The following is a 24,911-nucleotide window of genomic DNA, read 5'->3' as shown; positions in this document are numbered from 1 at the left end:
ACAAGCGGAATAGATTGCGAACAGCAAGTGTGCAGTATGGGGCTACAACCGAGCCGAACCGTTTGGTGGGCAAACGCAGAATTGCCAGGTTCGTGATGGCTGGGGCAATTGCAGCGCTGGGCAGATGATTGTCAAATACCAATGCATCGGGAATATCACGCCAGCGACTCAGGCTTCGACGGCCGGATCTGCGTCGGTTCCGAGTGGGATGCTGTCTCCCGATCAATACAAAGAAGCCCGGGTAAAAGCCTTGATGGATCAAAACCTCCCTTATGGCGAGTATATGAAACAGTATCGGAAGATTATGGCTGAATAGCTTCATTAATCATTGAGGGAGCGGTCTTGCCAAACGGCGCGTATGAGACGTCCCCGGGCCAAAGTTTCTGGGAAGGCTTGCTTTTGACTGTGATTCCCTATAGGCCTGTGCCATCTTGACATCTGTCTGCTGGTAGCAATGGCAATCAACTTGGTAAAATAGTGGGTAGGTTAATGCTCAGCCTTGTTAGGATACTCGAGGTGTTGCTGGCACTAACGATTTCAGTAGCTGCCGGGCATCTCGGATAATTTGCGCCCCTTTAGAACAAGTCACCGGTGACCGGCGGCTCATCCTATGGCTTGATCAAATCAGGCCCCTGATTGCGCGCATTTCCGATCGCCCGGTCGACCTTGAACCATTCAAATGCCCCGGTAGGCTCACCCTGCAGCAATGCAAATTGTTCGGCGCGCTCTTTGGCCCTGGCCGGGTTTAGGCGTTCTCGCGCCAGCTCAGCCGACAGCGTCACCGGCCTGCGATCATGAATGTCTACCATCCCGCCAGCACTGTCAGCGATGGCGTAAGTGATTTCGTCCCCGCCGAACGAGTCGCTTGGGTTTACGCGCCGCAAAGTTACGCCGAGCAGATAGTGATATCGGCGGATGCTCTGGTAAAAATACCTGAAGCGATTGATGACCGCACGGCTGCGGGTGTCATGATGCAAGGTCTAACAGCAAGTCATTTCGCTACGGATTTCTACCCCGTGCAGCCTGGTGACGTCGCTATCGTCCACGCTGCGGCGGGCGGACTTGGTCTACTCCTTACGCAAATAATAAAGTCCAGAGGGGGGCAAGTCATTGGACGTGTTTCACATTCTGACAAGGTGGCGATTGCCAAAGATGCAGGTGCTGATCACGTCATTGTCGATAGAGACGGAATGTTTGCCGAGGAGGCTATTCATTTGGCGGGAGGCGAAGGTGTGCATGTGATTTACGACGGTAGCGGACCAACGACGTTTCAAGCCTCGATTAAAGCCTTGCGTCGGTGCGGCACTTTTTGTTGGTATGGACCTGTATTGGGAGGCCCTGGTCCCCTCGACATCATGAGCCTTCCTAAAAGCATCAAACTTGGCTATGCCACGTTCATGGACCACGTCCATACGCCTCAATTGCTTCGTAGTCATAGCAGTCAAGTTTTTGATTGGATAGTAAACGGCGTTGTCAAGTCAGCATCGGCGCAACCTACCAACTTGCTGATGCAGCTCTCGCACGTACCGCTATGGAGACGCGCCTCTCAACCGGTAAATTGCTTCTAATCCCCTGAATCTCGAACGTGGGCGCAATGCGCCCAGTCTTCAAGTTTTCAATCATGCTACAAAGCCTTGTTCGTTAGATCCATTTCTGCGAGAAAGCTGATTCACACTTCTTCCGGCCATCTCTACGCCCCCGACCTAGATGCCACGAGACGTAGCATCTGAGTCGGGTGCGTAGAGATGGGCGTTGGCCGCGATAGCACCAAGCACAAGGGTTGGCCTGCACCGTAACCAGCTTGTAATTTTGCTAAGCGAAAGGTTGTGAAGACAGCTTTGTAAGCGAATTGATACCTCAACCTGCGGCGTTAGCATCTGCTGCAACGGCGCCGTTATTCAGGCAGGCGTTATTGTTTTCGTGAAGGACAAACATGCAAGACTCGAAAATTGATGTATTGATTCGGGGATCTTCTCTTAACGGGAAATCCAGCCTTGAACTGGGATGGGAGGGGTTGACTCTCGAGCGGCGCAATGCGGAACCGCAGTTTCGTGTCGAGGAGACCCTCGATCAGCACTATGGCCTTTTATGGTGTGGGCTGCCAACCGTGGCAAATCGCGCATATCGAAACAACCGATTTACCCGAGTTGTCAAACAGCCTGGCACGCTATCTTTGGGCATAGCGGGCAACTTGCCGGCGGTTGACGCCCGCTCGCCCTATGACGTGATAGCGTTTTTGATCAGCCCGCAGGTGGCTGATCAGGTTACGCAGGAGTCAGAGTGGGGCAATCGCGCCAGCCTTCACGAACACTTGGGGATCACCGACAAGCCGCTGACTTGTCTGATTCAACTCGCAGCGCAGGAAACCCTCGAAGGAGGCGCATCCGGCCGGTTGTACGGTGAGTCGATTGCATTGGCGATCATCGCGCGTTTTGTCATGGTCGCCAGCCAGAAGGGCCTGCGGACACGAGAGCAAACGGCACTGCCCGGACACCTGTTGCGCCGGGTGCTGGACAAAATTGGCAGCGAATACAGCGAGGATTTGGGCTTAGCCGAAATGGCTATTGAGAGCGGGTATAGTCGGTCCCACTTCCTTCGAATGTTCCGAGCCGCGACCGGCCGCACTCCTCACGCCTACTTGCTACAAGTGCGGCTGGAGCGTGTTCGTCATGAACTACTGAATAGTCGTGCAACTCTTGCCGAGATCGCGAACGCTACCGGTTTCTCAAGCCATTCGCACATGACTAGAGCATTCCACACGCGCTACGGCGTCTTGCCCAGCGTCTTTCGTCGAATCAAATAGCACTTCGTTGCCAGCCTGAGCCGTTTTTGAAAGCGCGCAAAAACCAAGGAGTTAGGATTGCTGTAGAGACAGGGCAGCCCTTACAAGTAAGTTTTGAATGGTGTCATTTTTTGCGTGTGCTTCGGTTCGTAACGCAGGCGGTCAGACGAATATTCTGCCTCGTTTCCCCAACGTTTAATCGAGATCAGGAACATGAACAGCCCATTTCCAAGCGAGATAGCAGTTCGATATCTCGGGCCTTTCGAGCGTTTTTTCTGGTCCAGTGATCAGCAAAGCGCCAAGCATTTTACGATTGCCGCTCAGATCGCAGGACAAACCTGTATTACCAATTGGCGCGAGGCGCTTGATGCTGTCCAAAGTCGGCATCCAATGCTTCAGGTAGCTATTGCCATCGATAGTGAAAGCCGGCCCTATTTTAAAAAAATGGTCAACGCGCAGATACCCCTCAAAGTTATCGACATGCCGAAGGATCATTGGGAGGATCTAGTCGCTGGCAAACTATCTACACCGTTTTGCGCCTCCGCCGAGGTACTGCTGAGGGCTACGCTGCTTCATTCCGAGCAAAGCGCTGTGCTCATTCTCAGTGCACACCATTCTATTGCTGACGGCTTGGCGTTAGCGTTTATAGTGCGCGATTTGATGCAGGCCATCACCGGGGGAAAATTGCTGGAGTACCCGCTTCCGCTAGCTCAGGAACAGTTTGTAGTCATCCCCGAGCCGTTACTACCATACCAAAGTAATCCGGAGAGACCTGCGAGTACGCAAATGCTCGACCGGAACGCTAAAACACCGTTGGTACAGAGTATCCACATAGACTCCAGAGCCACCGAAACCCTTCGTTTGCGAGCAAGGCAAGCAGGTGCCACGGTGCATGGCGCGTTGATAGTCGCGTTAGTAAAAGCTGGCGACCAGGACGGCGCAGCATGGGCTAATCGCCCAGTGCGGATCAAATCGCCAGTCAACGTCAGGGCGTTGCTGGGACGCACTGATGAATGCGCATTGTCAATTGTATCAGCCGAGAGTCGGGTCGAGGATCGTGATCACGTTACCTTCTGGGAGTTAGCGAGACGCTTATCGACGCAAGTAGGCGCTGCCAGATCCGTTGAAACTGTCACAAAATTTGCCGCAGGATTAATGTCACTATTTCGTGATCGGTCAGGCGCAGGTGTTGCAACCGAATTTTTATTGAACGCCGGTTCGATCGACATGATGGTGTCTAATCTGGGGGAGTTGCCATTCACTTGCGAGGTGGGCGGCTTGCACTTGGAGTCGATGTGGGGCCCGTCGACTTTCATGGGGATCGAGGGCGAGCAAAAATATTGGGGCGCTTACGGTCAATGGCGCTTTGCATCTCGTGCACTCAAGCTATACGCCCGTCCCGGACTTGCTCGGCCGCGCACGGCTGATTTTGATGGACGCATGTGACGTCGACGCCTACTCCAGCAACTGAACTTCTTAAGAATCGTGCCAGTTTCTCAACTATCCGTTTTGATTGCTGATGGCGTTCTACAGATAGTCAAGCTTCTGAGTGGCGCTCCTTACAAACGTAGTTGCAGCCGGCTAAATCAGAGCAGGATCAAATGGGCTCCGGGATAAATTGAAATACAACATGCAGGGAAAACTCGGAGCACTTTCCCACGGCGGTAGCATGCTGCCTGTTCGGCCAGTGACGTCTTTTGTACGGCGCTGTATCTGCCGCCGAATTAGTGCCATGAACATGCATACCCAGCGACTGCTGACACAATACAGATACATCTCGACCGCAATATCACGGGTAGTTGAAATGACGATCATCGTCAAGCGCTTCCATCTCAAGAAAAGGTAACCAAGATGTCCTACAGCAAACGCCTGGGAGCGTATTGCAGTGCTAAACAGCGCGAGATCAACCAGCGCGGGTTATTGAGTTTTCCGGTAGACAGCGCCCTTGATAAAAATCGTCAAGTACTGCTGGCGGAGGAGATTTCCGCGCTGCCAGGACTTGAACTTTATGAGGGCCCCACAACAGGACTGGTCTTGCCAGTAGATTCTTCTTTCCCGGCCAACATGCTTTATTACTTTCTTGTTGGAGATTACGAAGAACACGATATGCAACTGATCCGGCGCTATATCAAACCCGGAAATCGGGTATTGGAACTTGGCGGTGGCGTCGGTTTGACGGGAAGCCTTCTGGGGCGAGCGAGCGGTAATGTGGTCAATGTCTGTGAACCTAATAGCGCCTTGCTTCCGTGGATCGAACGCACGTTTGCTGCCAACGGGGAACGATTGAATCTGATCAATGCCGCTGTAGTTGCTGACGATGAAGTTGGAGACTACGTTACCTTACATGTAGGCAAGGATTATTGGTGGAGCAGTTTGTACCGGGGGCCTGGTGCAGCGCCGGAACAAGTCAGGGCACGGCGACTTGGCGAGCTGATTGCCGAAACCAGTGCTGATACTTTGTGTGTCGATATCGAGGGTTATGAGATAGCGTTATTCGCGCAGACGTCGAGCTTGGCGGCAATCAATACGTTGCTGATAGAAGTGCATACACCCTCAATCGGGACCGCTGCATCTGCCAAGGTGATCTCGAACGTAATGCGGTCTGGTTTTTCGTTAGTGGATTTCGGTGGGCATACGTTCGTGTTTATGAGAACGTCCTAGCCCATCGCTGAAAATTACCGATCTATAGGTAATGTGTTTTGCGACCGCGTTCACTCAGTTGCAGAACATACCCATTCTAGTTGGACTCGCTAGCCACTAGGATGGCTTAGTCAATGGCTTAGCCCTCTCACCATCGGGACAGTTTGTATGGCCTGGGATGCCTAGTCAGTCTGGGTAAAGTCCTGTGTTCTATAGCGGACAGCGGGACATACCGCATGTTCTTCCCATCAGAAAACCTCAAATTAAAGGCACAGATCATAAAGGTCATACACCAGGGCAATCACAACGCGACCGAGTACCTTGATAGAATCGCTTGCCTTGAGTCAACAGCAGGGCGCACGTGCTTGGGAGTTGCGAGCCTCGATGCATCTCGCCACGTTATGCCTGGAACAGGGATATCAAGTGAAGGCATTACAGCCGGTGCAGTCATGTCGCGATTGGATCTCGGAAGGTTTTGACACCCTCGATTTGCTTCAACTGGAAGCGCTCTGGCAACGATTACAGGACGTTCAGTCCGATACTGGACGTCGCCATTAGCATTTCATTCCTCACGTGATCCGAGCCAGCCTCAACCTATTGGAAGCATCAGCAGCGCTGCCATTTTCACCAGATCGGCCAGAGAGCGAGCTTTCATCTTACGCATTACTTTTCCACGATGAGCTTTTACGGTGATTTCACTGATGTTGAGATCTGCCGCGATAAGTTTGTTCAGGCGTCCAGCGACGACCATTGCCATCACTTCGTGCTCACGTGGCGTTAAGGACGTGTAGGCCGTTCGTAGAAAACGCAGGTTGTTCTCGCGATCCAACGCACGACGGCTACCTTCGAGGGCTCCCGCGATCGCATTGAGCAATACGTCGTCGTCGAAGGGCTTTGTCAGAAACTCTACTGCACCTGCCTTCATGGCGCGCACCGTCCGTGGGATATCGCCATAACCCGTGATAAAGATGATCGGCATGTCCGGTCGTTCGCTGGCGATGGCTGTCTGTAAATCCAGGCCGTTGAGGTCAGGTAAATTGATATCCAGCACCAGACAGCTGGGTACGACTGGCCGAGGCTGACTAAGAAAGTCCTTGGCGGACTCAAAAAGCTGAGGCTGCCACTGGGCGAAGCTGATCAACAGCTCCAACGACTCTCGCACGGAAATGTCGTCATCGACAACGAAAACGATAGGTTTATCCCCGGCTACCGGTGGTGCTCTGCGACACACGGCCAACGGGTTGTTTACGTTCAAAATGCCATCTCCTCATGAATTCGATTCAGCGTTTTAATTGATCGGTAGTGCCGCACTCAAAGCCTTGAGCAACTGCGCTTCGCTGAAGGGCTTCATCAGGCAATCGATCGCACCATGGCTCATCAGCCGCGGCCGCTCACTCGCATCTCCGTGCGCAGTGATGAAAATCACCGGTATGTAATAACCGAGCCGTGTGAGCTCTTTCTGTAGATCGGGGCCGGACATTTGCGGCATGGCTACGTCGAGAAGCAAGCAGTGAGTCTGGTCTACATAGACCGACGACAGGAATGCCTTGGCGGACGAGAACGCCTGGACAGCAAACCCAAACTCCTTGAGCAGATCCGGCAGTGATTCACGAACCGACTCGTCATCGTCGACGACCGATACGAGTAAAGGTGTGTTCATCAGAGACCCTCCTTGGCGTGATCGGAGCCGGAGTTCTGGTCAGGGTTGCCAGCGTGCTCTCCTTCTGAAGTTGCGGAACTATCAGCCACGTGTGGGATGGAAAATTGGAAGGTTGCACCTGGGCCATCATTGGCAGAAGCCCAAAGCTGTCCCTCGTGCCGCTCAATGATAGAGCGACTGATCGATAGACCGATACCCATGCCGGAGCTTTTGGTGGTGAAGAACGCATTGAATAGACGTTCAGCATCAGACGGGTCGAAACCGTCGCCGTTGTCCTCCACCGCAAGGTAAACACTGGAGTTTTGCGCCAGACCAGTTGTTATAAGCATATTGCGCGAGCGGTTGGTAATTTTGCTCAGGGCATCGATCGCATTCAGAATCAAGTTGAGGATGACTTGCTGTAGTTGTACACGGTCGCCTTTCACCCTTGGCAGACTGTCGGCAAATTCCGGGTGCAGCATCACTCCATTACGCTGCAATTCGCCAAGCAGCATGGCGATGACCTCTCGAGCAGCTTCGTTAATATCGACGTTTTCAATGGTGACGCTTTTTTTCGAAAACAACGCCCGCAATCGATTGATTACTTCAGAGGCGCGATTACCGTCGCGTATGGTTCGTCTCGCGGTTTCCCGAGCACCATCGACATTAGGCGGATCAGCGCCAAGCATGCGCAGGCAGGTACTAGCGTTGGTGATAATACCAGCCAGTGGCTGGTTGACTTCATGGGCGATCGACGCCGTAACTGCGCCCAAACTTGCGACCCTGGCCAAGTGTGCCAGCTCCGAACGGACCTTGCTCAGGGCCTCTTCTGAAACCCGTCGTTGCGTGACGTCCTGCAGAGCGGCGATGTATTCAAGCTCACCGTCAGCGTTCTTGATTGCATGTGCAACCAGATGCACGTATTTCAATCTGCCGTCAGGCATCAGCAAGCGGTGCTCATGCTCAAAGTCTCGACCCTTGCGGCGCTGGCGTCGGATCATTTCGCGGTGAATCGAAATGTCGTCTGGGTGAATCCGACTATAGATGCAGTCGAAACTAGGTATGACGCTCGGGTCCACATCGAGGATGCGGTAGAACTCCTCGGACCACGTGATCTCGTCAGTGCTTACACGCCAGGCAAAAGTACCTGTCGCGCTAAGGCGCTGCGCCTTGGTCAGGAATGCTTCACTTTTTTTCAGAGCGGCCTCGCTTCGCGCGCGATCAATGGCAATGCTCGCCAGGTGAGTGAACTGCGCAATGAGGTTCTGTTGTTCAGGCGAGGGTTGTATCGGCTCGCGGTAAAGCAACGAAAAAATTCCCGTGACGTTGTAGCGGTTAGACGTAATCGGCAACGACAGATTCGCCCGCAGGCCTTCAGTCAAAGCAGCCGTCCGCCATTCGTTCCAACGAAGCTCTAGAGTCAGATCGCTCGAAATCACCGGAACATTGTAGATAGCGGCCATCGCCATGGGGCAGCTTTCGGCATCTACCTGCCTTCCTTCGGAACCCGGCATCAGGCCAGGAGGCACGTTTGGCGCCGCCCCAAACAGCAGCCGTGGAACTGCATCGTGCAAGGGATAAGGCTGCTTGGGATCGATCAGCACTACACTGCACAAGCAGCCGTCGAAAGTTGCCTCGGCCACCTCACACAGTTGCGCCAGGATTAATTCCAGTGCAGAGCCTCCAGCCATCATGCCAAGCAGGCGCTTCTCTCCGGCCAGCAGAATTTCTGCCTGTTTGCGGTCTTCAATATCAGTGTTCTCACCGTACCAGCGCGCTACCGTTCCCGACTCGTCACGTTGGGGCACGGCTCTGATCAGAAACCATCGGTAGACTCCGTCGAAGCGACGAAGCCGGGCCTCGTACTCACCTGAGTTGCCGGATTGCAGCATTGCACTCCAATGTTTGGCTAGCTCCACGGCATCACACGGGTGAATGGACGCGGTCCATCCATCCCCCCGCGCCGCGCTGAGAGGCATACCGGTGTAATCACACCAGCGCTGATTGAGGAATAAAACGCTGCCGTCAGCTGCAGCGCTCCAGACAAAACCAGGGACGGCATTGATAATATTGCGCAGTCGGTCCTCGGAGTCGACGACTTCAGCAAAGGCACGGGCAATCAGGGCTTTGTCGCGCTTTTGGTCGTCGATGTCGACAGTGATAACCCACCAGCGAGCAATCTCTCCGTTCTCGTCGCGCATCGGCAGGCCGCTGGCAACGAACCAATGGTAAGTGCCATCCGCTCGACGAATCCGATGCTCATTACGATAGGGTTCTCCCGTGCGGACCGCTTGCATCCAGGCTCTAATTACGTCCGGAAGATCTTCCGGGTGGACAGTGTCAGTGACTGCCCACTTCTTCAGTTGTTCAAGTGTGGCCCCCATGTACTCGAGATTGTGGCAATTGACACATTCCAGCTCACCTGCAGGCGTCATGATGGAAACCAGTGCGGGGATGCTATCGATAATTGTGCGCAGCTCTGGCTCAACAGCAGATTGCCGTGTCACCCCCCGATAGTCTTCGATATCCACACAGAGTCCACACCATTTATCCAAGTTTCCGTGCTCATCAGTCAGAGGGTTTACACGCAGGAGAAACCAGCGATAAATACCATCGAATCGCAACAGTCGTGCCTGTATGTCTCTTGGCTTACCACTGCTCAAGATTGTCTGCCAGCGCTCGATCAGATCGCTGCGATCGTCTAGATGTACTGCTGACTGCCAGCCTGATCCAACAGCGTCACTTGCGCTGCGCCCGGTGTAGGTACACCAACCTTGATTGACATAGTCGACGGTACCATCGGCCAGTGCGGTAAATACCACACCAGGCAGCGCATGTATGGCAAGGTCGAGCACATTCGACATAGCGGTTCTCTTTTTACAGTCGCCGTTTTACGAGGATGCGCCATCGAGGTAGCGCTCGCCCATCATACTTTGGTGTCGCAAGCCTCGAATACAGGCACCAAAGTGTAGGGCGGCTAGGGTTGGCGTGATCGATACCAATACCGCGGCAGCTCCGTCCTTGTTCCAGGGCCTTGCGCGGCAACATTGCCGCCATTGTAAATCTCGCTTGAACTCAGACTAGCCGAGATCGCAAACATAGGAGACTGAAACGTAGGCTCTGTACCTGACTGTATCTACAGCTGTTCACGTTACATGGGTATTCAAATGGCCGAGTCGGCGACACACCGAAGATACATGCCCCGCGCAGCATTGATCCTGGGTTCGGCGTCACTCGGCGCTCGAATGAATTCCATGACGCACGAAGGTTTGAGCAAATGCAATTCTCGTCTGTGCACTGGCTAATACTGCGAGTGCGTAGGGGCGTTAAACGCTTGAAGCCAGAGTCGTCCATGTAACAGGCTTAATGCATATGAAAGCTGTGGTAGTTAATGTACATGGTGGCCCTGAGGTATTGGCTGTAGAAGAAGTGCAACTTGCCGGACCAGGTCCTGGTCAGGCGCTGGTTAAGGTCATGGCTGCGGGAGTGAACTTTATGGACACAAGTTCTCGACGAGGTTTAGGCGCAGCGAGCCAACTGCCCATGACGCTGGGAGTGGAGGGCGCTGGTATCGTTCTGGCAATCGGTCCTGATGTTAAAGAATTCAGTCCCGGTGATCGGGTGGCGTGGTATTACGTTCCTGGAAGCTACGCCGAGCAGGTGATCGCCCCCGTGAGCCAGTTAGTGCCGCTGCCCGATGATATCGGCTTTGACTCCGCCGCAAGTCTGATGACGCAAGGCCTGACGGCGAGCAATCTGGTGCTCCAGGTTTACCCCATGAAAACCGGCGATGTTGCTGTCGTGCATGCTGCTGCTGGCGGGTTGGGACTGATGTTGACGCAAATGATCAAATTACTCGGCGGCAAGGTCATTGGACGGGTTTCCCATGCCGACAAAGTGGACGTGGTTCTGCGAGCAGGTGCCGATTACGTGGTGATTGGGCGGGCCGGAAATTTTGCCAGTCAGGTATTGCGCCTGACGGATGGAAAACCGGTAAACGTGGTTTACGATGGCTCCGGCACCGAGGGATTGCACGAGTCTATCAGCCTGCTAGATTATTTCGGCACCCTTGCCTTATACGGCCGTTTCATGGGCTCGATCGCACCGGTCGATATTTTTTCGATTCCGCGCAGCATTAAGATCACCTATCCGTCTGTCATGCACCATGTGCGCACTCGCGAAGCATTGTTGGAACGTACAAGGCAGGTGTTCGCTTGGTTCAGCTCAGGAAAGCTGAGAACCGCGATTGGCCACCGCTATTCGTTATTTGAGGCCGGGCAGGCCCACCGTGATATCGAATCGCGCAGATCGACGGGGAAGTTAATAATATCGCCGCAGGCAAATGGCATATCGTCATCGCGACCGAGGACTTGGTGAGTTGAGTACAGCGCTGGCAATGAAGATCTCCGGCGCTGTACCTATTTGGTCAGCCAAACGTGAAGGCACAAATCTTGACGCCTGGGTCTAGAAATTCGATCTCTATCTCTTCATCGCGTATAGGGGGAAGCTGACGTATGAGTTGATACATTTCAGCGCGGTTAACCGTACCATTTCCATCGCTTTCGACATCGGTGCCATGCGCCGAGCCGGGTGGCTTTCCGTCCAAGGTCACGGGAATACGTACTGCAGAGTCGGACGGTGAGGGTCGCATAACCAGATGCAGGTCCCGCGCATGGAAGCGGGAGACGATTTTGCCGTTAGCCTGAGGCGCCACTGCAGCTTCACCACCGATATTCCAGTCTCCGGATAACGCCCAATGGTTAAGCGCTACCTGGTCGGGTATGACGTAATGTTGCTGTCGATCGGGGACCGCACTTGAAGGCGACACGAATCGTTCGGCGCGGTCAAAGCCGACATAAGTTTCCGGAGATCGGAGATTGTCCCGGTCGGCTGCCGCCTCGGAGTCTTCTCCAGCAGCTGTAACAACCTCTGCGCTTACTTGGTGAGCGTCGGCTTCGGTCAGCAACTGCTGGATGACGCGCTCAGACTCTTCGTACTCGCCTTCGCCGATTTTCTCGTAGCGGATATGTCATTAAGCATCAATGAAGAACAGAGTCGGCCATGCGTTGTCACCGAATGCTTGCCAGATACGATGGTCGTTATCGATGGCCACCGGATAGTCAACGCCCGCCTGTTGGACACCGCGGCGGACATTATCTATATCTCGCTCGAAACCAAATTTGGGGGCATGGACGCCAATGACCACCAATCCCTGCTGCCGTATTTCTTGGCCCAGGCTCGGACGTTGGGCGACCGTACCATCCATACTGCGCGCGTAAGCCACGCCTTCCTTGACCAAATGCTGCATCTCGCTCAGGTCATTCCACAGTTTGTCCTTCTCGACAGACTCCTCCATGAACTCGGCGCGTAATTTCATGCGGGGGATGGGCGTTTGCAAATCGTGTGAAATGGCGGCTAGCAGTTGCATACGCTCTGTGACGTGTGTCGCGATACGCTCCTGCAAGGTATTAAATGCAACAGCTGCATAGGCGACCTGGACCGGGCCTGTCACTTCAAGATGCTCGCCCTGGCCGTTTGGATCAAGAGTGTCGACAGCTTTGGCAAGACGAGTTAAGGGCCGAATGGAAGTACGTACCGCAAGCCACGTACAGCCGAACAACCAGAGCAGTTGCACGATGAGTAGCAAGGGTAGCCAAGGCGATATCGGGGCTATTGAAGGCCGGACATCAATCGTCAACGGACTGCCGTCGCTTAGGCGCAGGTGCGCCTGATAATGCGGCCGAACGTCACTGATATTAGTGAACGTCGATCCATAGTCACGTCCGAGGCGTCGCCTTTATAGATCGCACTGAGGCTAGCGCGGTGGCCATATCCATTTGGGTACCAGCCTGACCTTCATCGAGTTGATCGGGTAGTTGGCGTGCTCAAAGAGGGGCAACCAGGCACCTCGCTCCTTGGCTGGCAGGCGTTCGAGCATCGCAACCGTGATGGTCAAATCCTGCTCTAAATTGCCCAACATCAGAGTCATTGCGGCTCGGGAGCGCTCATAGAATTGCAAACCAAAGGTCAGCCCGTGGGCAACTATCAAACTGACGAGAAAAATCACCGACAAACGTGAGGCCAGCGTTCGTGGTCAACGTGGTGACTTCATGGCTTTTCTCCCATGATCTAAACCGGGTAGGTGAACACGTATCCTTCGTTGCGAACTGTCTTGATATAAGCCGGGTCTCGGGCGTCGTCCAGCAAGCGCTGGCGCAAACGGCTGACCAGTAGATGAACGGTCGAACAGGTCGGCATCGCGACTCTGGGTCAGACTGAGTAATTGGTCACCGCTGAGTACGCGTTGAGGGTGGCCGAGAAATACCCTCAGCAATCGGTATTCGCCACCGCTCAAGGTGACAATAGTACCTAGTCCATCGTGCAAATGGCGCGCAGTGGTATCCATGCGCCATTTACCAAACGCCAACAGCCGACCCGCCTCGCTGACTATGAGGTTGGCCGGCAACATGCGTGTGCGACGCAGCACGGCATTGATGCGCGCAATCAGTTTACGGGCAGCGAACGGTTTGACAAGGTAATCGTCTGCGCCCATTTCAAGACCGATGATTCGGTCGGTCTCATCATTACGCACAGTGAGCATCAGGATCGGCGTATTTTTATGTTTTCCTGCACGCAGTTCTCTGCATAGCAGTAATCCATCGTCACCCGGCATCATGATGTCCATTACGATCAGGTTGACGGGCGTGGACTACAGAAAGGAGCGCATTTATCGACCGTCAGCCACAACGGTGGTGCGCAGGCCGCTTTTCTTGAGGAGTTGCCTACCAGTTCCCTGATCTCGCGATCGTCATCAACTATTAGAATGTGATCTACGTGCTCCATCTGACTCACCTTAAACCCTTCATTTCGCCGTACCTCAGAATCAGCGTTTTTAACGACTGAGGTTGGTGGCGGTCAATTACATCAAGGTGTCGGTTTGGTGGCCTTGTCGTGCGAAAGATCAAAACACTGCTGTTTGAAGGCCATCCTCTTGTGCCGGCTTGAGCAGCGGTGTGATGCACAACATCAACAATGCAACTGCGAACAGCATTTCATAAGCAGAGGTATAACTGCCGGTATAGTCACGTAGACCGCCGAAGCAAAGGGGGCCCAGAGCTGCGACCAGGTAGCCTACGAACAGCGTGAATACTGTCCAGGCGCCGGCCTGTTCGGAATTTGCCGCATTGTCCAAGGGCAAGGTCATACCTAAGGTGAACCCCATCCCCAAGCCGATCGCAGCCAGTAATACATACAAAATGGGGGCCAGGGCCGGGGCGAAGGCCATACCCGCCATGGCCAGCATCACCAGTAAAGTCGAAAAGCCCAGCATCGGTCTTCGATCATGAGCCTTGCCGGGGAACATTCCGGCGCCAACGCTGGCGACCGCGAATACCGACGTGAACAGGCCCAACAAGATGCCGGAAGGCAGTCCGGTAACAGCTGTTTCGGACGATGCCGGGGCCAGCCAGGCGAACAGTGCGTACACCACGAATTGACTTGCTCCAAAGTTGACGGCTACGAGCCATGCCTGAGGGTTGGCCCATGGCAGTAGTACCGGCAATCGGGGGCTTTTGTTCGGTGCGCCTGGCGCTGACTTAAAGCGTCCAGCCATCCATATCCAACTGATGACTGCACTGACACAGAGTACGCTCCAGATTCCGGTGCCCACGCGCCAGCTTTGCGTAAATTCGGCGATCGGTGCGGTAAACACGGCAGCGATAGTCGCACCAACGCTCAGGCCAGCGGCGTAGATACCCATGAAAAAGGCCGCGTGGCGCGAAAAGTGCGCTTTGATCCAGCCGCCGATGAGCGCCCCGGCGATCGCTATTCCGACGCTAATAAGAAAAGTGCTGCCTAGCAGGAACGCAGGATTGGGAGAGACAGCCCTCATTAGACTGGCAGCGCCCAGCAGACCCAGCGCGGCAACCACGCAGCGATCAGTACCAAAGCGCAGTATCAGCTTGGGCGCCATTAGCGCGAAGATACCCATGCAGACATCCGGGATCGACGTCAGGAGGGCGGCTTGGGTGTAATTCAACTGGAAGCGTTGCTGAATCAGCAGCAAAATAGGACCGATAGAGACAATCGCAGGCCGTAATGCGATGGAAAGGACGAGCAGGCCTATAACTGCGGCCACAGTGTGCTTGCTTGTAATGGACGCGGGTGACTCCGTCATGTTCAGATCCTCGGTGAGTGGGTTGCATTTAGCGTAAGGGTACCGAGTGTCAGAACATGGCTAATGCCAGCTTTCGTCGACAAAGTGACAAGTTTTTTAGCGCCGATTACCTGCTAGCGGCAGGTCAGACGCGGTGGACACTTCTAAGAGTTGGTCAATGAAGCGAGACGTGCGCACAGTTGTGACCGGTGAGCCGCATCCGGATCGTAGTGAGGATTACCTTGATTACCTAGACGTCCCGCGGCTGATGACAATTCTGGTGCGAAACCAGCAGACGGGTGAATACAACCCGCCGCACACTCATCGGCACGGCCAAGTTTTATACGCCTCCAGTGGGGTGATGCGCGTGGTGACGCCCAGCGGGCTGTGGTTCTTGCCGCCCAAACGGGCATTGTGGATTCCTGCGGGCGTGCTCCATGACCAATTAATGCTGAGCCCGGTGAAACTGAGGTCGGTGTATATCGAGCCACAGGTCTCGGCGCGTTTCGGGGACAGTTGCAAGGTCCTGGAGGTCTCGGTGATGCTGCGCGAACTGATTCTCGCGCTGGCCGATCAGCCCGTTGAATACGCCCAAGACAGCCGCAATACGCACATCGTGGCACTGATTCTCAGCGAGCTCGAGCGGTCGCGGAGCTTGCCGCTACAGATTCCCTGGCCTGTGGACCGGCGACTGATGACTGTTTGCAGTGCCATTCTGGAAAAACCTGAATACGCTCATTCCGTGCATTACTGGGCGCAGGAGGTGGGCGCCAGCTCCCGTACATTGATTCGCTTGTTTCTCAAGGAGACTGGGCTGACGTTCCGTCACTGGGTGCAGCAGGTGCGACTGGCGACGGCGCTCGATCGCCTGGAGAAGGGGCACGCGGTTGGCGTCATTGCTCGCGACCTCGGTTACGCCAGCCCCAGTGCGTTCAGTGCGATGTTTCGGCGGGTTATGGGCGAGTCTCCCAGGACTTTTCTGACTAGAGAATAATGGCATGAGCAAACAACGGCATACGTTCGGCTATCCATTTCAGACATTCCTCTGCGGCCGCAGGCAACGGTCACCGTGCCTTGACCAGCAGGCGCGCGCAGGCCGATTTAAAGAAGCCGTGACACGAGTAATCCAGCAGCTCCCTGACTTCCACTGGCGTTCCACGCAGCGCCAGCGGATGCCTGATTTACCAGTAACTCCACCGGCTGCGGCTCGCTGAGGCGGTATTCGATGTCCGGATGGGCGCCCGGATTATAGGCCAGCCCGATGTGGGCTCGGTTCTGCGCGACTTCAGCAAGGACCTCGTCTACCGGCAAAACGTCCAACAGCACCCGTTGCTCGGGATAAGTACGGCAGAAATCCGTCAGCACCGACTCCATCAATGTATCGACGCAACCCTGGCTGAGGACGATGCGGATCTCGCCGGTCTGCAAGCCCAGGAGGGCGTTCAGTTGATCTTCCAAATGTTCCTGCCGCAACTGACACGCCTCCCGATTTTTCTACCTGCAGCATCATGCCTTTGCCGGCAAAGTCACCGGGCAGACCTTCGGTACCGCGACCACTGGACCGGCCATCAATCTGCTGCGGATCGAGGAAAACCTCTCGGCCGCGTGGCAGCGCCTGTCCGGCACCTATGTTGAAAATCTCCCATGGCTTGAATGCGCTGAACGTTACGACCGTGCCCATACGTTCCACTACATGGACCCGCCTTACTGGCAGACCGCTGGCTACGGTGTGGATTTTCCATTTGAGAACTACGAGCGGATGGCCGACTTCATGCGCCGCTGCAAAGGCAAGGTCATGGTCAGCATCAATGATCATCCGGACATTCGGCGAGCGTTCGCGGGATTTCATTTCGAAAAGGTGGACATCCGCTACTGCAACACTAATCAGCGGGAGGGGAAGGCAGAGGTCACCGGTGAGCTGGTGATTATGAACTGGGAGCCAGCCGCATTAGGAGGGCTGTTTTAGTGGAGGCTACTACCTCGCTGTGGAGTCGTGATGGCCTCTTGCCGTTCTTGTCGGGTGTATCAGCTTGGCCCATCATTCGGTATTCACCGAATTGACAGATGTTTGAACATGGATAAGCGGCTACTAGGTCTTTCCATCCTGCTTACGATTGGTTGGACCTCGGTGGTCCTGCTGGTGATGTATGGGATGTCGAGATAAAAGGAGACCTCCATGGAAAATGTACTGCTCAGCGACAAGATGAAGCGCGAGGCTGACCGGCTTCTTGCGCAGATCGGACGCGCCGACTCGATGATTGTCGCCGTGAAGGCGGGCGCTCGAGCCGAGGGCTTTGTCCTTGGAATGGAAACGGCGGGAGGATTGAGAGATGGTGACGCAGAGCGGCTCTACATCATTTTTGAATCGGCTGTTGAAGAGCGCCTAAAGTCCCTCGCGCCCATTTAGAACAGATCGCCTGTAGGCTCATCTTCGATCGGCTCGATCAAATCAGGCCCCTGATTGCGGACATTACCGATCGCACGGTCGACCTTGAACCACTCGAATGCTTTGGTGGGCTCACCCTGCAGCAGCACTATTTGTTCGGCGCGTTCTTTTGGCGTAGCCGGATCCAACCATTCTCGGGCCAGCTCTGGTGACAACGTCACCGGACGCCGGTCGTGGATGTCCACCATACCGCCCGCGCTGTCGGCGGTGATGATCACAAAACCGTCGTGCTCGCCCGGCCCATGCTCGGCGTTCGGGTACTGGCCAATAGCGGCGCAGAAGATGGGTGACCGGTCCCGTCGCCGAATGAGATAAGGCTGCTTTTTCGGCCCGCCTTCGTCCACCCATTCGAACCAGTTGTTGATCGCGATGATTGCCCGGTGCGGCCAGATAGCACGAAAGAACGGACCGTGGGCGACCTTCTCAACCCTGGCGTTGATCGGCGCGGCCCGGTCCTTGGCCCAGTGCGGACGCCAGCCCCAGCGGATCATATCCGCGTGCAGGTAGTCGCCTTCCTGATGGAAAAGCGCGAGTTACGTGGAGGGCGCGGCGTTGTATCGCTCAAACGGCTTCTCTCCGGCATTGTTAACCAGCGCATTAGGCATGCTGAGCGCGGCGACGAAGTCATGGATACCGTCGTACTGGGAAAGTCGTCCGCACATAGCCTACCCACTTATCAGAAATCACTTACAAAAATTGACCGCAAGGCATTATGAAAGTTAACTGTATATTCGTACAGTGTCGGAAATAGTGCGTTATGAGCTTTTCAATTTTGGGTCTAATTGCAGAAGGTGGTCGGAAGCTGCCGCTCTGTCTGTTTCAGGTGCCGGCCGGTTTTCCGTCGCCAGCAGCCGACCACATCGAGGCACACATCTCGCTCGATGAGGTGATGAACATCCGGGCGCCGCACGTCTATTTGGTATCCCTCATAGGAGACAGCATGCAGGGCGCCGGAATTTTTGAGGGCGATTTGGCGGTAGTTGATCGATCGCTGGAGCCGGTCCACGGCCATATCGTCATTGCCTTGCTCAACAATGATCCCGTTTGCAAGCGCCTGTGCATTCGCGGCAAGGAAGTCATCCTGCTGTCGGAAAATCCAAAATACCCAGCGCGCTATGTGTTGGAGAGCGACGAACTGCAGATCTGGGGTGTGATTACCGGAACCGTGCGCAGCCATGTCTAAGCCATCGCCCGTCTTCGGCCTGATCGACTGCAACAGCTTTTACGCCAGCTGCGAACGAGTGTTTCGCCCTGACCTGGCCAAAGTTCCGATCGTGGTCCTGTCGAACAACGACGGGTGCGTGATCGCGCGCAGCTACGATGCCAAGCCCTTCGTGAAAATGGGCGAGCCGTATTTCCAGATTAAACACAAGCTGCGGCAGCACGGCATCGTCGCGTTTTCGTCGAACTACGCGCTCTACGGCGATATCAGCGAACGGGTCATGACGCTGATCGAGGCGATGGTGCCGGCGGTCGAGGTGTACAGCATCGATAAGAATAAGTTGCATACCGTGGACGTCCAAAGTTAGATGGCGTCCCCATGGACATTGACGCTTGTTCTTACAGAGATCTCCCTTGCCTACCGTCGAACACATTCACTTCAGTCCGCATGACCTTTCTGTCAAAGACCGCCTGATTACCTACTCGCTGAATAGCTCCCGTGTAGTGATCGAAGGACTACCTCAAATATTCTGGGAAGACGGATTGCCCTGGAGAGAAGCCAATCTATGGGCTATGGAGAGAGTCACCAACGGTGACGTACTCCTTAAGACCGTTTCTAGCAACCTGAACGGGCTTTTGAACTACGCGAAGTTTTTGGAGAGTCGCGGGCTTCAGTGGTTTGAGTTTCCGTCTCGAAAGGCTGATCGATGTCTTGTTCAATACCGTGGGGCGCTTATCAAGGCTCGTGATGCTGGTCATATCAGTCCTGTCACGGCTTCCGAGTACATGCGTAACTGCATCAGTTTCTACAGGTGGATTAGGAGGTGTGGCCTTCTAAACCCGCTATTGCCGCTGTGGCAAGACAAGCGTTATTTCATCAAATACTTTGATCAGGTCGGCTTCGAGCGAACGCTAGCTGGCACCACCACCGATCTGGGTATTCCAAACCGAAAACGCATTGGGGGCACTTTGGAAGGTGGGCTACTTCCAGTTTCTGCGGTTGATCGCGACGCCATTCTCGATTTCGCAAAACAGAGCGCCTCACCCGAGCTTTACCTGATGTTGGCTCTAGGTTTCTTTACGGGTATGCGACTGGGAACGATCTGTGACCTTCGCATCGACACGTTGGAGCGTGCCTTACATGATCCGTCTGCTAAAGGTCTGCTTCTGATATCCGTAGGGCCAGGTGCGTCCCCGCCCGTGCATACCAAATTTGCGGTAACTGGCCAGGTATGGATTCCCGAAGCTTTGTGTTCAGAAGTCTTGGTGTACGCCAAGGGTCTTCGCAGGTTGACTCGCGAGGCATCTGCTGCTGGCGAGCACCAAGACTTAGTGTTCTTGACACGTTTCGGAAACCCTTTCGGACGTCGCAACAGTGATCAGTCTTCGGCCATAAACGTTGAGATGTCATCGCTTAGAAAATTAGGCATCGCGTCGGGCATCAAAGCGCTCAGGAAATTTCGCTTCCACCAATCCCGATGCACCTTTGGAACTGAGTTAGCTAGGCTCGCTTTAGCAAATTGCACTGATGTGGCGATAGTGATTGCGACTGTCAGCAATGCATTGCTTCACGGTCGAAATTCGGAGGCTACCACCTTCAAATACATCAAATTTGTTCAAGCCGCACCCGCCAAGCAAGCCATTGCGAACAGCTTCATGACTGCGTTTGCAGGGATTGCTTCGATGCAGGGAGCAAGCAATGAATAATCTGACGTTTTCAGACCTAACGTTTCCAATGCTTGAGTACGCGAAAAATGAGACGCCCTGGGATCTGGCACCACTTTTATACAGCGGTGGTGCTAAGGCAAAAGTGAAGACTGTACGCAGTGAAATTACATCAGGTGCTTTGGGTGATCCTTTGCTAGAGCGGGCAGAGCTTGTGAAGGGGCTTCATGACTGTTTGACCGACGACCTTGTCGGCGGGAGGAGCCGCTTTTCGGCAAATAACAAGATTGGTGCGTTGAGGAAGTTTTTTCAGTGGGTGGATCAGTGCGAGCGTCCGTTGAGCATTGATACGGTCGCGGAGGAATACTTGGGGTGGGCTGAACATCTTCTAAAGCGTCATCGCGCGGAAGGATATCTAACTGCCGGATCATTATACGACGCGGCAAGTTTAACTGCGACGATGCTCGACCGAGTTCTAGGCCGAAGCTCGACGCTTCTGTACAGCACCCGAATCCGCAAGCCTAGAGGCAACGGAAAGGCCAGTAATGGGCGCGCTGATAAGCAAAGTTTAGAAGAGAGCTTTTCATTCGGGCAGTTCATTGCCGACGTCTGTACGTCCCTTACCTATGAAGCTGTGGCGGGGCCACTTCCCATCCACGTGGAGTTGCGGTCGGGTTCGACGCTACCTATCTGGTGCGGCCTGCGCGATACAGAGAAGGTAGCGTCACGACGGATTCGACCTCAAACCAAATTCCAGATTGCGGCCATCCTTAGAAACCGCGAACTTCGGAGCGCTGACGTTTCAATCGAGACTCGATACCCGGCAGTGAATCTGCGAATCGAAGCCGAGCTGCTCATGTTCATCGCACAAACCGGCATGAATTTGTCGCAGGCGCATCAGCTTCGGATCGACCAATACCATTACACGAGTCATTTTGATGGTTACCAAGTGAGGTCTTACAAAAAACGCCGTCAGGGTGAAGTGCTGTTTGACGTTTTCTCAAGCTACAAGCAGTGGTTCGAACGCTACATTGAGTGGCGTAACACGTGGTTTCCTGACGATCTAGAGGGACTTCTTTTTCCTCTCGTCCGCCCTGGGGGGCGTCTCGTTTTAGAAGCTCCTCAGTTCACGGCTATTGCGCGCGTCTGCACCGATTCCAGTGTTCGATTCGTTCGACCTCGTAAGCTTCGGGGTGCGCGTATCAATTGGCTTTTACGTGAGTCGCAACGCCCCGACCTGGTGGCGGAAATCGCACAGCACACCGCTGAAACTTTGATTCGTGTGTACGCCGAGCCCAATCCCCAAATTGCGATGATTGAAATCACTCGATTTCACCGGCAAGCAGATCCCGTAGTTTGCTCACCTGCTCCAGGTACTTGTGTGGCGCCGATACCAGAGACTGTCGTGGATGCTCCGACTAATGCTCCTGATCCGGATTGTATCAACGCAGCGGGCTGCCTTTTCTGCGTCAATCATCGGGATATTGAAAGCGAGGATCACGTCTGGTCTCTGAGTAGTTTGCGAGTGCTCAAGAGCTTGGAGCTAGCTAGATATCGCCCAACGTGCACGGATAGGTCTGGCGAGGCTGACCATCCGGCGATGCTTGCGGTCGAGCGCCTGAGTGCGAAGTTACGATTCTTTCAAGACAGTAGCGAGGTGCGGCGGCTTTGGGTTGATGAGGCATTGGCTCGCATAGCAGAGGAGTATTATCACCCGGCTTGGGACGGTTTTATTCGGCTTGCAGAAGTCACAGCGGGGCCTTCCCTATGAATATGCTCACGACGTTAGGGCTTTCAATCGAGTCGCCTCTCGCCGTTCCTGGAGCATTAAACTACCGTCCAGAGAGCTGGCCGCCGCCACCTGATTGGCCGGTCGTAATTGATGCGCAGGGCAAAGTAATAAGCCGTTGGGGCGATCCCGTTTGGAGGCTTGATCCATGGGCTAAGAAGGCATTGACCCTGAATTTTGGTGATGGGCCAATTAAAAAATCAGCGACGCCAATTAGCTCGAAGAACGCAAATTTACTTCGAATCATCACTGGCTGGTGGCTATACGGGCCCTACGGCGCTCGTGGCTACCGATCCCTTAAAACGCGCTTCGATCATATGCGCCGACTATTTGTGCTTTGCGAAGAGGCAGGAATACTTGCCAGCGAATTGAGCCACTTTCCACGCGTTTGTGAACGGATCCCGGCGTTTCTTCATTCCTCAAGAAAAACCGAGTTTCTGTCGTTAATGCATGAGCTCTACGCGTCCCGGAGTACCCTAGGGTTTACGTTGATGGATTCAGCCTCCCTCACCCGTCTGGCTGCGCTTTTTCCAGCTCACCACACAGCTCAAACACCTTACATTCCTCCACGTATTTGGCGCTACCAAGTTACAAGGCTGCGAGAGTGCCTCGATGACTTCTTGTCCCATCGAGAACAGGTTGAAGCATGTTACCGGTTTTGCTTCGCGACTTACGAACATAACAAGAGGGTTTCGGAGAGAACAGCTTGCGCAAACGCCTCGCCTTTTAGCGGCCATAGTAATCAGTTAACCGGGTCTAAAACGGGGCTTCGTTTTGTCGGCGCATTTGCAGATACCGCGAAACGCTTCGGCATCTTGGAGCTACTTGAACGTTGGGTGGGTCGGAGTGGCGGCTTTCATATCGGATCGCTGACTAGCTATCTAAAACTGGTCAACGGAGCGGGATTAGCCTACATCCTTAACTTCAGTCTTATGCGGGTCGAGGAAGCATGGAATCTTCGAGCCGGGTGCCTTGACGTCGAGCACGACAAGAGTTTCGGTGACATTTTTTTGTTACGTGGGCAGACGACAAAAACGCTAGCTGATAGCGACGCGCTTTGGGTCACATCCCCATCCGTGGCGATCGCCGTAAAGGCCATGGAGACCATTTCTCTGTTCCGCACACTATATGCACCTCACGCAGACGCGAAAGTTATCGCCGGACGTTATTTGAGCGACTTTTCTTACGAGCCATGGAGCTCATTGCGAAATAAAGGCCATCACTCACTAAGACCGAGCATCCCGTCATATGCCGTTCTTTTGGAACAGCACAGCAAGCTCTTTGACTTGGAACGCTTGCGTATTACGACTGAGGATTTGAAACTGGCCCGGCTTGCTACGCCTACATTGCCCGAGGAGTATCAAGTAGGCGCAGTATGGCCGTTAGCGTGGCATCAGTTGCGTAGATCTGGCGCAGTGAATATGCAAGCTTCCGGGCTCGTAAGTGATGCTTCGCTTCAGTTTCAGCTCAAGCATGTCACTCGAGCGATGAGCCTTTATTACGGACAAAATCACTCGCAAATGCGCCTCGAGGAAAAAGCTCACACACTGTACGTTCGCACAATGTACGAGACGCTTGGAAGAGAGTTGCAGCAGCTTACGAGTGAGCGTTTTTTCAGTCCCCACGGAGAAAAACGAAAGGCTGAGATCGTTCGCCTGATTTCGCCAGAGGATGCGAAGAAGATGATTGGTTTGGCAAAGAAAGGCGCGGTTGCCTGTCGCCCGATCATTCTTGGCGTTTGTTCGAGTCGCAAGCCTTGTCCGTACGGCGGAATTGACAACATTGCCCATTGCGGGGGCGGTGATTCAGTGGATGCAAAACCTTGCCCTGATGTGCTGTATGACTCAGAACGATTGGGCGCGGTAGACGATCTTGAGCACGTACTCAAAGAGCGGCTTGTTACTGCTCAGGATGGAAGTCCGCTAATGAAATCTTTGATGGCTCAACAGCGAAGCGTAGCAAAGCTTTCGTCGTGTCGTAGGGAGCGCAAATGGACGTTGAACTCCCTGCTCGCCGCAGAGCGGCTGATCAATATCGTGATGCTTTTGAGCGCCTGAAACTCAATAGGCCACAGCTTCTACCGAAGGGGACACCGGTCACTCAAAACAACGTGGCCAAAGAGGCCGGGAGCGATCCGTCGGCGCTTAAGAAATCTCGTTTCCCGAGTCTCATCGCTGAGATAAAAACCTACGTGGAACAACATGCGGAGGAGCGACCTCCTTCGTTGAACCAGGTAAATCTTCTCGCCCGCCAGAAAAGCCGCGCCCTGCGTGATCGGATTGAGGAAGTAGCCCGGCAGCGCGACCAACTCGCAAGTTTATTGAGCGAAGCGGATACGAAAATCATTGAGCTGTATGACCGTATCGCTGAGCTTGAGCGGCAGTTGCCTGCGTCAAATATAATTTCGTTGGATCCTCGCGGGCCGAGAAAGCTTTGAGATAACAGCGCATGCATCTAGGTTTCGCCAATAATTCGATGTGGAATGCTTCCTGGCCAGTACGCTCTGGCCGGGGGGAGTAAAAACGTGCGCACGAGGGATGACTGCCACTTGCCCACGCATATGCATTCGACCTGACCAGTCATTTGCATCGTACTGACCACCGACTGCACCGGATTTGACAGGCATACTTTGAA

Annotated in this window: 19 protein-coding genes and 6 pseudogenes; 15 read left to right on the top strand and 10 right to left on the bottom strand. The window is 54.2% G+C overall.

Going from position 1 to position 24,911, the window contains the following annotated elements:
* Nucleotides 1-13 precede the first annotated feature (13 nt).
* Nucleotides 14-316, top strand: coding sequence for a YecR family lipoprotein (gene yecR, locus ACIQY3_RS25730; RefSeq protein ID WP_403025368.1), 303 nt, complete (start codon nucleotides 14-16; stop codon nucleotides 314-316).
* A gap of 292 nt (nucleotides 317-608) precedes the next feature.
* Here the strand turns inward: yecR and ACIQY3_RS25725 are convergent.
* A pseudogene (locus tag ACIQY3_RS25725) lies at nucleotides 609-830 on the bottom strand (SOS response-associated peptidase family protein); the annotation flags it as partial.
* On the opposite strand from ACIQY3_RS25725, the gene ACIQY3_RS25720 reads away from it, so the two are divergent.
* From ACIQY3_RS25720 to ACIQY3_RS25705, 4 genes are all read left to right on the top strand, one after another.
* Nucleotides 795-1,568 (top strand): zinc-binding dehydrogenase, encoded by a 774-nt coding sequence (locus tag ACIQY3_RS25720; protein ID WP_403025337.1) that lies wholly within the window; start codon nucleotides 795-797, stop codon nucleotides 1,566-1,568. The pseudogene ACIQY3_RS25725 and the gene ACIQY3_RS25720 sit on opposite strands and share 36 nt — an antisense overlap.
* Nucleotides 1,569-1,933: 365 nt before the next feature.
* A complete protein-coding gene (locus tag ACIQY3_RS25715; protein WP_403025334.1) occupies nucleotides 1,934-2,803 on the top strand; it encodes a helix-turn-helix domain-containing protein in 870 nt (289 codons plus the stop codon).
* A gap of 192 nt (nucleotides 2,804-2,995) precedes the next feature.
* Nucleotides 2,996-4,228 (top strand): condensation domain-containing protein, encoded by a 1,233-nt coding sequence (locus ACIQY3_RS25710; RefSeq protein WP_403025331.1) that lies wholly within the window; start codon nucleotides 2,996-2,998, stop codon nucleotides 4,226-4,228.
* A 405-nt stretch (nucleotides 4,229-4,633) separates the two neighbouring features.
* A complete protein-coding gene (locus ACIQY3_RS25705) occupies nucleotides 4,634-5,443 on the top strand; it encodes a hypothetical protein (protein WP_403025329.1) in 810 nt (269 codons plus the stop codon).
* A gap of 568 nt (nucleotides 5,444-6,011) precedes the next feature.
* On the opposite strand, the gene ACIQY3_RS25700 is transcribed toward ACIQY3_RS25705, so the two are convergent.
* The 3 genes from ACIQY3_RS25700 to ACIQY3_RS25690 are packed head-to-tail and all read right to left on the bottom strand — an operon-like array spanning nucleotide 6,012 to nucleotide 9,925.
* Entirely contained in the window at nucleotides 6,012-6,677 is a 666-nt protein-coding gene (locus ACIQY3_RS25700; RefSeq protein ID WP_403025326.1) for a response regulator transcription factor, read from the bottom strand.
* Between the two features lie 33 nt (nucleotides 6,678-6,710).
* The gene (locus tag ACIQY3_RS25695) at nucleotides 6,711-7,082 is read right to left on the bottom strand and encodes a response regulator (protein ID WP_403025323.1); all 372 of its coding nucleotides are present in this window, start codon (nucleotides 7,080-7,082) and stop codon (nucleotides 6,711-6,713) included.
* Nucleotides 7,082-9,925 (bottom strand): PAS domain-containing protein, encoded by a 2,844-nt coding sequence (locus ACIQY3_RS25690; protein WP_403025320.1) that lies wholly within the window; start codon nucleotides 9,923-9,925, stop codon nucleotides 7,082-7,084. Before ACIQY3_RS25690 ends, ACIQY3_RS25695 begins: the two co-directional genes overlap by 1 nt.
* Nucleotides 9,926-10,433: 508 nt before the next feature.
* Between ACIQY3_RS25690 and ACIQY3_RS25685 the strand changes: the two genes are divergently transcribed.
* On the top strand, nucleotides 10,434-11,438 hold the full coding sequence (locus ACIQY3_RS25685; RefSeq protein WP_403025317.1) for a quinone oxidoreductase family protein: 1,005 nt from the start codon (nucleotides 10,434-10,436) through the stop codon (nucleotides 11,436-11,438).
* 49 nt (nucleotides 11,439-11,487) lie between these two features.
* Here the strand turns inward: ACIQY3_RS25685 and ACIQY3_RS25680 are convergent, their stop codons facing one another.
* The 4 genes and pseudogenes from ACIQY3_RS25680 to ACIQY3_RS25665 form a co-directional block, all read right to left on the bottom strand.
* A complete protein-coding gene (locus tag ACIQY3_RS25680; RefSeq protein ID WP_403025316.1) occupies nucleotides 11,488-12,027 on the bottom strand; it encodes a hypothetical protein in 540 nt (179 codons plus the stop codon).
* Nucleotides 12,028-12,318: 291 nt separating this feature from the next.
* Nucleotides 12,319-13,134 (bottom strand): annotated as a pseudogene (locus tag ACIQY3_RS25675) (two-component sensor histidine kinase); the annotation flags it as partial.
* Between the two features lie 56 nt (nucleotides 13,135-13,190).
* Nucleotides 13,191-13,904 (bottom strand): annotated as a pseudogene (locus tag ACIQY3_RS25670) (response regulator).
* Between the two features lie 118 nt (nucleotides 13,905-14,022).
* Nucleotides 14,023-15,237: a CynX/NimT family MFS transporter gene (locus tag ACIQY3_RS25665; RefSeq protein ID WP_403025314.1), complete on the bottom strand. Its 1,215-nt coding sequence runs from the start codon at nucleotides 15,235-15,237 to the stop codon at nucleotides 14,023-14,025.
* A 157-nt stretch (nucleotides 15,238-15,394) separates the two neighbouring features.
* On the opposite strand from ACIQY3_RS25665, the gene ACIQY3_RS25660 reads away from it, so the two are divergent.
* Nucleotides 15,395-16,210 (top strand): AraC family transcriptional regulator, encoded by an 816-nt coding sequence (locus tag ACIQY3_RS25660; protein WP_403025312.1) that lies wholly within the window; start codon nucleotides 15,395-15,397, stop codon nucleotides 16,208-16,210.
* Between the two features lie 107 nt (nucleotides 16,211-16,317).
* Here ACIQY3_RS25660 and ACIQY3_RS25655 read toward each other — a convergent pair whose 3' ends face one another.
* Complete coding sequence (locus ACIQY3_RS25655; protein WP_403025310.1) at nucleotides 16,318-16,674, bottom strand: LysR substrate-binding domain-containing protein; 357 nt, start codon at nucleotides 16,672-16,674, stop codon at nucleotides 16,318-16,320.
* A gap of 22 nt (nucleotides 16,675-16,696) precedes the next feature.
* Here ACIQY3_RS25655 and ACIQY3_RS25650 point away from each other — a divergent pair.
* A pseudogene (locus tag ACIQY3_RS25650) lies at nucleotides 16,697-17,182 on the top strand (DNA adenine methylase); the annotation flags it as partial.
* Between the two features lie 210 nt (nucleotides 17,183-17,392).
* On the top strand, nucleotides 17,393-17,623 hold the full coding sequence (locus tag ACIQY3_RS25645) for a hypothetical protein (protein ID WP_403025307.1): 231 nt from the start codon (nucleotides 17,393-17,395) through the stop codon (nucleotides 17,621-17,623).
* Here ACIQY3_RS25645 and ACIQY3_RS25640 read toward each other — a convergent pair.
* Nucleotides 17,620-18,324: pseudogene (locus ACIQY3_RS25640) on the bottom strand (SOS response-associated peptidase family protein). The gene ACIQY3_RS25645 and the pseudogene ACIQY3_RS25640 sit on opposite strands and share 4 nt — an antisense overlap.
* A 95-nt stretch (nucleotides 18,325-18,419) precedes the next feature.
* Here ACIQY3_RS25640 and ACIQY3_RS25635 point away from each other — a divergent pair.
* The 6 genes and pseudogenes from ACIQY3_RS25635 to ACIQY3_RS25610 all read left to right on the top strand — a co-directional run bounded on the left by ACIQY3_RS25635 (nucleotide 18,420) and on the right by ACIQY3_RS25610 (nucleotide 24,714).
* Entirely contained in the window at nucleotides 18,420-18,845 is a 426-nt protein-coding gene (locus ACIQY3_RS25635) for a LexA family protein (RefSeq protein WP_403025305.1), read from the top strand.
* Nucleotides 18,838-19,158 (top strand): annotated as a pseudogene (locus tag ACIQY3_RS25630) (DNA polymerase V subunit UmuC); the annotation flags it as partial. The gene ACIQY3_RS25635 and the pseudogene ACIQY3_RS25630, both read left to right, overlap by 8 nt.
* Nucleotides 19,159-19,216: 58 nt before the next feature.
* On the top strand, nucleotides 19,217-20,530 hold the full coding sequence (locus tag ACIQY3_RS25625) for a site-specific integrase (RefSeq protein WP_403025302.1): 1,314 nt from the start codon (nucleotides 19,217-19,219) through the stop codon (nucleotides 20,528-20,530).
* Entirely contained in the window at nucleotides 20,523-22,259 is a 1,737-nt protein-coding gene (locus ACIQY3_RS25620) for a site-specific integrase (RefSeq protein WP_403025299.1), read from the top strand. The genes ACIQY3_RS25625 and ACIQY3_RS25620 overlap by 8 nt, the downstream gene beginning before the upstream one ends.
* Nucleotides 22,256-24,334 carry a hypothetical protein gene (locus tag ACIQY3_RS25615; protein ID WP_403025296.1) on the top strand — a complete coding sequence of 693 codons (2,079 nt, stop codon included), beginning with the start codon at nucleotides 22,256-22,258 and terminating at the stop codon, nucleotides 24,332-24,334. The genes ACIQY3_RS25620 and ACIQY3_RS25615 overlap by 4 nt, the downstream gene beginning before the upstream one ends.
* Entirely contained in the window at nucleotides 24,268-24,714 is a 447-nt protein-coding gene (locus ACIQY3_RS25610) for a hypothetical protein (protein WP_403025294.1), read from the top strand. Before ACIQY3_RS25615 ends, ACIQY3_RS25610 begins: the two co-directional genes overlap by 67 nt.
* Nucleotides 24,715-24,911: the final 197 nt, after the last annotated feature.

This window comes from Pseudomonas sp. NPDC096950 (assembly GCF_044762525.1).
GTDB lineage: Bacteria > Pseudomonadota > Gammaproteobacteria > Pseudomonadales > Pseudomonadaceae > Aquipseudomonas.
This window is presented reverse-complemented; position numbering and strand designations above follow the sequence as displayed.